The organism is Cyclonatronum sp. (genome assembly GCF_022565315.1).
In the GTDB taxonomy this organism is placed as follows: domain Bacteria; phylum Bacteroidota; class Rhodothermia; order Balneolales; family Cyclonatronaceae; genus Cyclonatronum.
The window spans coordinates 1-10,825 of record NZ_JAIUMX010000010.1 but is presented as its reverse complement, the minus strand read 5'-3'; the positions used below and the strand labels follow the sequence as shown (position 1 = coordinate 10,825).

The 10,825-nt window shown below is 54.8% G+C and carries 7 protein-coding genes and 1 pseudogene; 4 read left to right on the top strand and 4 right to left on the bottom strand.

Translation table 11 applies throughout. From position 1 onward, the window contains the following. Window positions 1-131: 131 nt before the first annotated feature. Window positions 132-503 (top strand): hypothetical protein, encoded by a 372-nt coding sequence (locus LAT75_RS03330; protein WP_291481204.1) that lies wholly within the window; start codon window positions 132-134, stop codon window positions 501-503. A 104-nt stretch (window positions 504-607) separates the two neighbouring features. Here the strand turns inward: LAT75_RS03330 and LAT75_RS03325 are convergent, their stop codons facing one another. The 4 genes from LAT75_RS03325 to LAT75_RS03310 form a co-directional block, all read right to left on the bottom strand. Further along, window positions 608-3,718 (bottom strand): efflux RND transporter permease subunit, encoded by a 3,111-nt coding sequence (locus LAT75_RS03325; RefSeq protein WP_291481203.1) that lies wholly within the window; start codon window positions 3,716-3,718, stop codon window positions 608-610. A 24-nt stretch (window positions 3,719-3,742) separates the two neighbouring features. Further along, on the bottom strand, window positions 3,743-4,837 hold the full coding sequence (locus tag LAT75_RS03320; RefSeq protein ID WP_291481202.1) for an efflux RND transporter periplasmic adaptor subunit: 1,095 nt from the start codon (window positions 4,835-4,837) through the stop codon (window positions 3,743-3,745). Between the two features lie 180 nt (window positions 4,838-5,017). Next, the gene (locus LAT75_RS03315; RefSeq protein ID WP_291481201.1) at window positions 5,018-5,896 is read right to left on the bottom strand and encodes a sterol desaturase family protein; all 879 of its coding nucleotides are present in this window, start codon (window positions 5,894-5,896) and stop codon (window positions 5,018-5,020) included. A 184-nt stretch (window positions 5,897-6,080) separates the two neighbouring features. Then, complete coding sequence (locus LAT75_RS03310) at window positions 6,081-6,650, bottom strand: ATP-binding cassette domain-containing protein (RefSeq protein WP_291481200.1); 570 nt, start codon at window positions 6,648-6,650, stop codon at window positions 6,081-6,083. A 156-nt stretch (window positions 6,651-6,806) separates the two neighbouring features. Between LAT75_RS03310 and LAT75_RS03305 the strand changes: the two genes are divergently transcribed. The 3 genes and pseudogenes from LAT75_RS03305 to LAT75_RS03295 form a co-directional block, all read left to right on the top strand. After that, window positions 6,807-8,492 carry a hypothetical protein gene (locus tag LAT75_RS03305; protein ID WP_291481199.1) on the top strand — a complete coding sequence of 562 codons (1,686 nt, stop codon included), beginning with the start codon at window positions 6,807-6,809 and terminating at the stop codon, window positions 8,490-8,492. Window positions 8,493-8,751: 259 nt separating this feature from the next. Continuing rightward, window positions 8,752-10,302, top strand: a complete 1,551-nt coding sequence (locus LAT75_RS03300) for an acyl-CoA carboxylase subunit beta (protein WP_291481198.1) — start codon at window positions 8,752-8,754, stop codon at window positions 10,300-10,302. Between the two features lie 335 nt (window positions 10,303-10,637). After that, window positions 10,638-10,825 (top strand): annotated as a pseudogene (locus LAT75_RS03295) (replication-associated recombination protein A); the annotation flags it as partial.

Sequence of the window (10,825 nt, the reverse complement as noted above, 5' to 3'; positions counted from 1 at the left end):
CAACAGTTTTATCCAAAACAAGATTTGTTCAGGACCTGCTGCATTTGATGCATCTTTATTAGACTACAGTCAATAGATACTTACATCGAATGCGGCATGTTTTTAAAAAAACATCCAAATTTTGATGTACAATGAATACTTATCCGTTCAAAACAAGCGGAGCTGCTGAAATGTATGATTTCAGCAACCTCTACGAGCTTCGCAACGCCTGTTATAACCTCGATACAGCAAAAATTATTCAGTATGCCAACGCAGCTGACCCTGATGAGGTGATCTCACTGCTCCTTGTTCTCGAAGGTTCAAAGAAAGCTGACTTAATCAACGGATTGTCAGTTGAAACCATTATTGATGTTTCAGAAGATATTCACGTTTCCGAGCTTGCCGATATGCTTGATCAGCTTGATGAGCGTAAACGCAAAAATATCATGAATCAGCTTTCAGATCATACGCTTTACCGACTCGGTTCAATGAAAAACCTTTTTTCAAAACAGAAACCCGAATAATGCGTTCTGAATCCGCCTTTCCGGTTACATAAAAGCCTGCCCGATTCAACATCAGGCAGGCTTTTTTTATCACGTATGGATTTTATCCCACTCAATAATGTGTCTCAGGCCATTTCAGGTTGTGTTTTGGGTTTAATTTCAAGATCGTAATCATCTACGTTAATACGGCGGTTCCCCCCTTCTTTGGAGAAGTAGGAATACACCGCCGGGATTACAAACAAGGTGAGCAGGCTCGCAAAGAGGAGTCCGCCGATGATGGCAATACCCATCGAAACCCGGCTTTCACTGCCAGCGCCAAGGGCAAGCGCAATCGGCAGCACCCCCAGCACGGTAGAAAGGCTCGTCATCAGAATCGGACGGAAACGGGCAGCGGCCGCATCCTGAATGGCCTCCATTACCGACAGGCCGGCTTCCTTCCGCTGATTGGCGAATTCCACAATCAGAATGGCGTTCTTCGTGACCAGACCAATCAGCATAATCATCCCGATTTGGGAGAAGATGTTGATGGTTTGCCCGAAGAAGTAGAGCGACATCAGCGCTCCGCCGATGGCAAGCGGCACAGTAAATAAAATAGTGAACGGATCCCGGAAGCTCTCAAACTGCGCTGCAAGAATCAGATAAATGAGCAGTACCGCCAGCATGAAGGCATACAGCAGGCTGTCGGAGCTTTCCTGAAAATCGCGGGAGGTTCCGGTGAGGGAGGTTGAAAAAGAATCATCCAGCACATTGGCGGCGATACGGTCCATGGCGTTGATGCCGTCGCCGAGCGAATAACCACCTGCCAGACCGGCCGAGACCGTTGCCGAAACAAAGCGGTTGAAGCGGAACAGCTGCGGCGGATTGTTGTCTTCGCTGATGGTGATGAGGTTATCAAGCTGAATGAGCTGACCGCTATCAGAACGCACGTAAATGGATGCGAGATCCCGCGGATCGTTGCGGAAAGCCCGGCCCATCTGCCCGATAACTTCGTACTGCTTACCGTCCATTATAAAATAGTCGAAGCGCTGACCGCTGAAAGCAAGCTGCAGGGTCTCGGCCACATCCCGGATGGAAACGCCCAGCGTGCGTGCCCGCTCCCTGTTGATATCGATGCTCAGCTCCGGCTTGTTGAACTTGAGATCGACATCAACAACAGAAAAGGTCGGGTCGTCGGTGGCCGCATCCATGAAGCGCGGCAGGTACTCGCGCAGCTTTTCGAAGTTGGGCGCCTGAATTACGTACTGCACCGGCAGACCGCCGCGCTGCGCCCGGATCGACTGCTCCTGCGTTACAAAACCGCGGGCAGCGGAGTGATTCCGCAGCAAATCGGTTACGTAATCGGCAACCTCAAACTGTGAGCGGGAGCGCTCGGATGGGTCTTTAAGGGTGACAGTAATAAAAGCCGAGTTCACCGAGCTTGTTGCGCCAAAACCGGGAGAGGTCACCGAGATGATGGCATCGAGCTCGGGGACATCATCCTGCAATGCCGCGACCACTTCATCCACGTAATCATCCATGTACTGAAAGGTGACGCCCTCCGGACCCGTCGCAAAAATGCGCATCCGGCTGCGGTCTTCGAGCGGTGAAAGCTCCTGCTGCAGGTTCAGACCGAAGTAGCCGATCATGCCCGCAGTAGCCAGAATGATGACAAAAGCCGCCCATCTTACCTTCAGAAATGCGCCCAGCGATTTGCGGTAGCCGTTGTTGAGGGCCACATAAAACGGCTCGGTCGCGCGGTGAATCCAGGATTCCCGCTCGCGTTTTTTGAGGATTTTGGAACACAGCATGGGCGAGAGCGACAGCGCCACAAACGACGAAATGATGACCGCCCCGGCCAGCACCAGGCCAAACTCCCGGAACAGGCGGCCCGTGAGGCCCTCCAGAAAGATGACCGGCAGAAATACGGCAACGAGCGCCGTTGTGGTGGAAACAACCGCGAAAAAGATTTCTTTGGAGCCTTTGAGTCCCGCCTCAATGGGATTCATGCCCATTTCGATTTTGGCGTAGATGTTTTCCATCACCACGATTGCATCATCCACCACCAGACCGATGGCCAGCACCAGCCCGAGCATGGTGAGCACGTTGATGGAAAAGCCCATGATGAACATCACAAAAAAGGCCCCGATCAGTGCAATGGGAATTACAATGATGGGGATGAGGGTCGTGCGCCAGTCGCGCAGAAACATAAAGATGATGAGCATCACCAGGCCGAAGGCAATGAAGATGGTCTGCCGCACCTCCGAAATCGAAGCGCGGATATATTCCGTTACGTCGAAGCCGATTGCAACACTCACATCTTCGGGCAGGTCGCGCTGAATCACCTCCAGCCGGTTATAAAATTCGTCGGCTATGGCGATGTTGTTGGCGCCGGGCTGCGGCACGAGCACGACCCCGACCATCGGGATGCCGTCGCGTTTCAGGATGGTGCGTTCATTTTGGGGACCCAGCATCGCAAGGCCCACATCCCGGAAGCGGACAATATCATCGCCGTTCTGCCGGATAATCATGTTGTTGAACTCTTCGGGCGTGCTCAGCCGGCTCATCGTCCGCACCGTAAGCTCGGTGCTTGCCCCTTCGATGCGCCCGGAAGGCAGCTCTACATTCTGTGAAGCCAGCGCATTGCGGATATCGATGGGCGAAAGTCCGTAGGCGGCCAGGCGCGAAGGCTCCATCCAAAGGCGCATGGAGTAGCGTTTCTGCCCCCAAATGTTGACCTCACTCACCCCCGGAATGGTTTCGAAACGCTCTTTAAACTCGGTGATGGCGAACTCTGTGAGCTCCATCATATCCCGTAAATCACTGCGCACGTTCAGGAAAACGATGGGGCTGCTGTCCGCATCCGCCTTTGATACGATAGGGTTATCCACGTCGGGCGGCAGGCGCCGGACGGACCTCGACACGCGGTCGCGCACATCGTTGGCGGCCGCTTCCATGTCGATGCCCAGCTCGAACTCCACGGTGATGGTGCTGCGGCCCTCCCGCGAAACGGAAGTCATGGTGCGGATACCCGCAATTCCGTTGATGGATTCCTCGAGCGGCTCAGTAATCTGCGACTCAACAATATCGGCATTGGCACCGGTGTAGTTGGTCGTAACCGTTACAACGGGCGGATCAACGGCCGGATATTCCCTCACGCCGAGATAATTGTACCCGATAACCCCGAACAGGATAATGGTAATGGCCATAACGGAGGCCAGAACGGGCCTCCGGATACTCAGTGATGATAAACTACTCATAAGATGCTGTTACCTTTGGGGTTATTACTGTGCTGAACTGCGGATTTCTGCAATGCGGACATCCATTCCGGGTCTTAACTGAAGCATACCCGTTGTAAGCAGGGTGTCGCCCGAAACAACGCCATCGGTGATGTGAACCCGCTGATCAGTGCGGATTCCGATTTCGACACTGCGCCGTTCTGCTTTGCCGTTGCGGTACAGATATACGCTCTGCCCCCCCATTTCCGGGATGATGGCTTCAGAGGGCGCCATCAGGGCTGCATCAATGGCGCGAAGTGCGAGGTTTACCTCTACAAATGCACCGGGCAGCAGCACATTGTCGTCGTTATTGGCGATACCGCGCAGCCTCAAGGTGCGTGTGTTAGGTTCGATGCGCGGCTGAATGGCGTACACCTCGCCGTTGTAAGTGTTTTCCGATCCCTGCCGGTTAAACCGGAACGACTGCCCTTGTGTAATCATGCCGGAGAAGCGCTCCGGCACCGAAAAATCCACTTTTACCCGGTTCACTTTTTGGATCTCGGTGATGTAGGTTGCCGGGGTGATGTAGCTGCCGGGGCTGATGGCCCGAAGCCCGATGATGCCGTCGAAGGGGGCGCGAATTTCCGTTTGGGCGATGCGCGCATTGATGAGGTCGATATCGGCCTTCACCACATTCAGCTCGTTGAGGGCTACATCGTATTCCTGCTGCGCAGTAGCGTTACGCTCAATAAGAGAAGCCATGCGCCGCTCTCTGATTTCGGCAAGGTTGCGCCGGTACTCGGCACGGCGAAGCTCGGCCTGAAGGTCTGCATCGTTGATTTTCACCAGCAGCCGGCCTGCTTCAACCAGCTCCCCTTCCGTGAAAAAAATACCGGTTACACGGCCCGCTACCTCCGACTGCAGCGAAACACTCTCATCGGCCACAACGGTACCGGTTGAGCTGATGCGGTTTTCAAAAGTCTGGGGCTCCATCACCATTGCCCTCACTGCCAGCCGCCGGTCGTTTTGCTCAGGCGCAGTCTGTGCATTAATTACGCCTGAGGCCTTCTCGCCACCGCCTGAAAAACGCGGGAAAATTAATGTGAATGCAACTACCGCCACTACAACTGCCGCAACAGCACCAACTGTTAGTCTGTTCATAGAATACCTTCTTCAAGTTCAATAAAATCAAATACTAAAAACGATACAAACTTTTAGCATTTCTGATATTTGGCCAAACAATGAAGATGCTCAGATTGTTAAACAATCATTGTTAAAAAATGTGGATCGGGCTGGCTATCTGCTAACATCAGAAAGCATGCTTGTAATAAGTTGCAGGGCTTACGCTCCAGTCTGCTCATTTTCTTTGTCTCCGTGCTCGCTGTTCGCTTTGCCCCGGGGCGGACGGTAGGGCTGAAACGGAATCTGCAGCAGGTTCGAAAGGCGCTCAGTCTCGTGCGGCTCGGTGTGGGTGTCGATGCCGTAGCGCAGGGTACTGATGTCCTCAACTTTTACATAGGTGCCGAAGATGCGGTCCCAAATGGCGAAGATGTTGCCGTAGTTGGTGTCGGTGAGGGGCTGCTCGAAGTGATGATGCACCTTGTGCATGTTCGGGGTAATGAACACCCAGCTCAGCCAGTAATCGAGGCGGCGCGGCATGCTGATGTTCGCATGGGTGATGTGCGCAAACAGCACCGACAGGCTCTGATACAGCATCACAATGCCGATGGAGGCGCCCGCGATCAGCACCGCGAGGATGGTGAACAAAATCCGGAAAACGGTCTCGCCGGGATGATGTCGCAGGCCTGTGGTTACATCAACCGTGGTATCACTGTGATGAATTACGTGGAATTTCCACATCCAGCGGACCTTGTGCTGCAGCCAGTGAATGAAGTATGCCCCGATGAAATCCAGAATCATAAGCCCGAGCAGCACGTGCAGCCACAGCGGGAGGTCGAACAGAAACAGCAGGCCGAATTCATTGGAGGTTGCCCAAACCGATGCAGCGAACAGCACGCCCGCCAGGCCGAAGCCGATAATGGCCGTAAAAACCGTGAAGGTGAGGTTCAGCCCCGCGTGCTTCACCTTTTTGTAATCGAACTCGAAAAGCGGGATTACGCCCTCCATCACCCAAAAAATAAAAATCCCCCCGATGAGCAGTCCCGTGCGGTAGCTCGTGGGGATATCCTCAAAAAACAGCAGAACCGACTCCAGCGACATACCCCTCTCCTTTCCTTTTTTATGATGAGGTAACTATTTAATGTGAAGGGTCCGTAGCCTGTTCCCGCTTTTGAGTCGAATCAGATAGGTGAGGCGGCGGACTTTTGCGAAAGTATCAAATTGGCGGGGAAGCTGCAACGGCGCTTTTTGCGGGCGGGCTCTGTTTGCGGGGGGAAGAAAGTCCTCAGCCGGTTACGGAAATAATGTGGTCGCACAGGTCGAGCTCGCGGCTTTCGTTGCTTGCGATGATGACCGTTCGCCCGCTTTCCCGGCCCTGCCCGGCAACCGACTGAATGAGGCTGAAGCCGGCGGTGTCGAGGTTGGTGCCGGGCTCATCGAGCAGCAGGAAGGGCGTTTTTTTGATGAGGGCCGAAACCAGCCGCACCCGCTGCTGCTGACCCGAGCTCAGCTGTCCGTACCAGGTCTCGGTTTTGGCCTGCAGGCCGGTTTCGCCGAGCAGCCCGCGGATTTCTGCATCCGTTGCGTGGCAGCCGGAAAGCTCGCAAACCAGCCGGATGTTTTCGGTGCAGCTGAGTTCGTTGTACATGCGGATATAGGGCGCCGAGAAAGCCAGGTGCCGGTACAGCTCCTGTGCCTTGAGGTCGGCGCCGTTCAGCTGCCACCCGATTTTGCCCGCATCAGGGCGGATGAGGCCCGAAAGGCACTTCATGAGTGTGGATTTGCCGCTGCCGTTGGGGCCGGCTATGCCGTAAACACCGGGCCCGATTTCTGCCTCAATGCGGCGAAAAATCACGGATTGCCCGTATTTTTTTGATATTTTGCTAAGCGTAATAAGTTGCATGGCCCAAGGTAGCAAACAAGGCCGCTCATGTACAAGCCTGAGTTTCTGTGCAGCACAACTTCCTGATTTGAACCACCAACCCGAACGCCTAAGCCAGCAGTAACCCGAATGGATCAGCTTGTTCAGCAGATAACCGCGCGGCTGTGCCGCAAACTCAACGAAGAGCAACCTTATTATACGCCGGCGGATTTGGCGGAAGCCGGCTTTCCCGATTTTCTGATTTCGCGCATACGGCTGGAGCTCGAGCGTAACCTCCGGGAAAGCATCGTGCCCCCCGAATCGGACTGGGCTTCGATGTCCGCTCCGGATGTACGGCAGGCCTGGGGGCTTTTTCTCGACGCCATCAACAGCGAGGTGCGCCTGCCGAAGAGCTTTGCCCGCGGCGTGGTGGAGTCAGCCGTGGCCGACCTCATCGATCTGCTGTCCGGGCCCCGTGCCCATTTCCCGGAATACCTGTTCGGAAATGAGGACAGCCTGAGTGCCGCAGAAGTAAACAGCCGCATGCGGCTGATGGTGGTTTATCCGCACCTGGGGCTGTTTTTACCGCGCTACATGAAAAAACGCGGCCTCAGCTCGGTGAGCGCTGCGCAGTACGGCCGGCTGCTCACCCAGCTCGATGAGCGCGTGTGCCGCGGCTACAGCCCGCTGAACTGGGTGCAGCTGCTCGAGCCGCTTTTTGTGCTGTGCGGTGGCGAAGTGGAGGGCGAACTGCTCGCCCGCTTCTTCCGGGAGAAGGGCTTGGGCGAACATGCCCGCCGCCTGCGCGACCTGCCCGACCCGCTCGATACCCAACAGCTCGTAGAACTGCTCTCACGCCCGGTTTACAACTACGACGAGCCTGATCCGGCATCCGAAAAAACATCGCCCACAAAGCCAGCAGCAGTGGAGGCAAGTCAGCCGGAGGGCTCCGGGCTCAAGAACGAGCATTCATCAGCTGAGCCGAAGCCTTCAAAGAAGGCCGCAGCTACCGGCAGCATTGCCGCTGCAGCCTTTGCCGCCTCAGCTTCCGCTTCCCGGCAGACGCCCCAAACAGCTGAGGAGACAGCGGCAACGGAGCAGGACCTGCACCCCGGCCCGGAGGCGACAGACGATCACGAGGGCGGGGCATCAGCCGGTGAAGAGGTGGCATCCGGGGAGTTTACCCAAAAAAATAAAAGCACGCCGGCTAATAAGATGCCGGAACCAGAGGGCACGGAACCCACCGGCGAAGACACCGAAGAGGTACCGCTGTACCGGCGTTTTGCGGCCGCTGGCGAACAGGAAGATGACGGGCATACAAGCGCGTTACCGGCACACGAGGAGGAGGCGGAAGCGGAAGCAGAAACAGAAGATGAGGCGGACGAAAACGAGGTACATCAGTTGCCCCGATTCAGCAGTTTTGAGCGGGATGATGATGATGAAGATGATGATGATGAAGTTCAGCTCACAGAAGATGCAGAAGAGCAGGAAGACGACAGCGATGAGCCTTTCATACCGCTTTGGCAGCGGCTGAGTATCGATAATGAAACCGAAGAAACGGACAGACAAAACGCTCCTGCCCCCGACAATGCGCGCCTTGAGGAGCTCTTTGCATTTCTGCTGGATGATGAGAAACGCTTCATGAAAGAAATTTTTGAAGGCGACCGAATTGCTTATGTGAATGCGCTCGAACGCATTTCGGGCTTCGACAACTGGCGCGAAGCCGGCAAGTACCTCACCAACGATATCTTCCGCCGATACGAGATTGATATGTACAAGGATGTATCGATTGATTTCACCGACCGCCTGCATAAGTATTTTAAAAATTACGCCTGACGAACGGAATATTCTGATATTCTAATCTGATATTCCTATTTTAAATATGGCTTTTACAAGGCAGCCAACTGCTCTGTTTTTTTTGCGGCATCAGGCCCGGAAAAGCGCTTTGCAACACAAAGCCTGCTGGCGTTAAGCCTTGCCTGGAAGCCGGTGTAATGCGCCGGCAAACGTTCATTTATTTATCACCCCGGGCCGGCCTGGCCCGGGAATTTTCTTATCAATACTATTTCCTTCTTTATTATTCAGAACGTGACTTATGGAAACAAACAAAAAATTTGAAAAGCTCACGCAGCTTCGGAAGGAAGCGCAGCTGGGCGGCGGCAAAGAACGCATCGAAAAACAACATAAATCCGGCAAACTTACGGCTTACGAACGTGTTGATCTGCTGCTGGATAAGGGCAGTTTTGAAGAAATCGGAGCATTTGTGCGGCACCGCTGCCGCGATTTCGGCCTGGATAAGCAAAGCATTCCCGGCGACGGGGTGGTTACGGGTTTCGGAAAAATAAACGGCCGGCCCGTGTATGTTTTCTCGCAGGATTTCACCGTTTTCGGCGGTTCACTTTCTGAAACACATGCCGAAAAAATCTGCCGGATTATGGACCTTGCCGTTAAAAACGGCGTGCCGGTAATCGGGCTCAACGACTCCGGCGGTGCCCGTATTCAGGAAGGCGTTGCCTCGCTGGGCGGCTACGCGGAAGTGTTCTGGCGCAACAGCATGGCCTCGGGCGTAGTGCCTCAAATTTCGGCAATAATGGGCCCCTGTGCCGGAGGTGCCGTGTACAGCCCGGCCATTACCGACTTCATTTTTATGGTGAAAAACACAAGCTTCATGTTCGTAACCGGCCCTAACGTGGTAAAAACCGTTACGCATGAAGAAGTTACTTCCGAAGATCTGGGCGGTGCTTCGGCACACAGCACGAAATCGGGCGTGGCGCACTTTGCAACCGATAACGACGCCGACTGCCTCGCGCGCATCCGCATGCTCATGAGCTACCTGCCGCAGAACTGCGAGGAAAAAGCCCCGCTTCAGCCGGCCCGCGACCCTGACCCCAAATTTGCCGAAAAGCTCGACAGCATTGTGCCTGATAACCCGAACAAACCGTACGACATTAAAGACGTAGTTCGCGGCGTGGTAGATGCCGACACCTTCTACGAAGTGCATGAAAATTATGCAGATAACATCGTGGTTGGCTTTGCGCGCCTCGGCGGCCGCAGCGTGGGCGTAGTGGGCAATCAGCCGCTCTCGCTTGCAGGCTGTCTCGATAACGATGCCTCGGTTAAAGGTGCGCGCTTTGTGCGTTTCTGCGATGCCTTCAACATCCCGCTCGTGGTGTTCGAAGATGTGCCGGGCTTCCTGCCGGGCACCGATCAGGAGTGGGGCGGCATCATCAAGCATGGCGCGAAACTGCTGTACGCATTTTGCGAGGCAACCGTGCCGAAAATGACCGTTATCACCCGCAAAGCCTACGGCGGTGCCTACGATGTAATGAACTCCAAGCACATCCGGGCCGACTACAACGTGGCCTGGCCTTCAGCCGAAATCGCGGTTATGGGCACAAAAGGCGCGGTCGAAATCATCTTCCGGCGCGAAATCAAGAACGCCGCCGACCCCGAAGCCACCCAAAAACGCCTCGAGGAAGAATACGAAGAAACCTTCGCCAACCCCTACCGCGCTGCCGGCCGGGGCTACATCGACGACGTAATTTTCCCCAACGAAACCCGCAAAAAACTGCTCCGTGCCTTTGATCTCATTCAGACCAAAGCCGACCGCGTACCCCGCAAAAAGCACGACAACCTGCCGCTGTAACTTCCGGCAGCACTTTTTTTACAAAAAATCCAGTTCGGGGCATCCCCGGGCCGGATTTTTTTTTTGTGGAAACTCCGTGAACATCAAGGTCTTTCGTCCAGGCGCACAGCCCCCAAACCTACGGATAAGCCCGTGCTTTTGGGGTTGAGCGAACCCAAGCAACTCAGCCTCACACATGCCGACCGCAAAACATAATCCGGATGAAAATCCGCGATATACCGCCGCGCTCTGCATCATCCGCACGTCATCAAACCCGCATAAGTGTGGCAGGAACTCTTTATTTTGGAGCTCGCATCAGTCTTAGTTTTTAACACAAAAGCCGCAGGAAGCGGACTATGGATTTATTTGAAGAGAAAGCGGAAGCAGGCGGCAAACGCCCTAACCGGCCGGCAGCCGAAAACAGGGGCGCAGCCCCGCTGGCTACCCGCATGCGGCCGGTTTCCCTGGAGGAATTTGTAGGGCAGCGGCACGTGCTCTCCGAAGGCATGCTGCTGAACCGCATGATCCGCACCGGCACCATCGG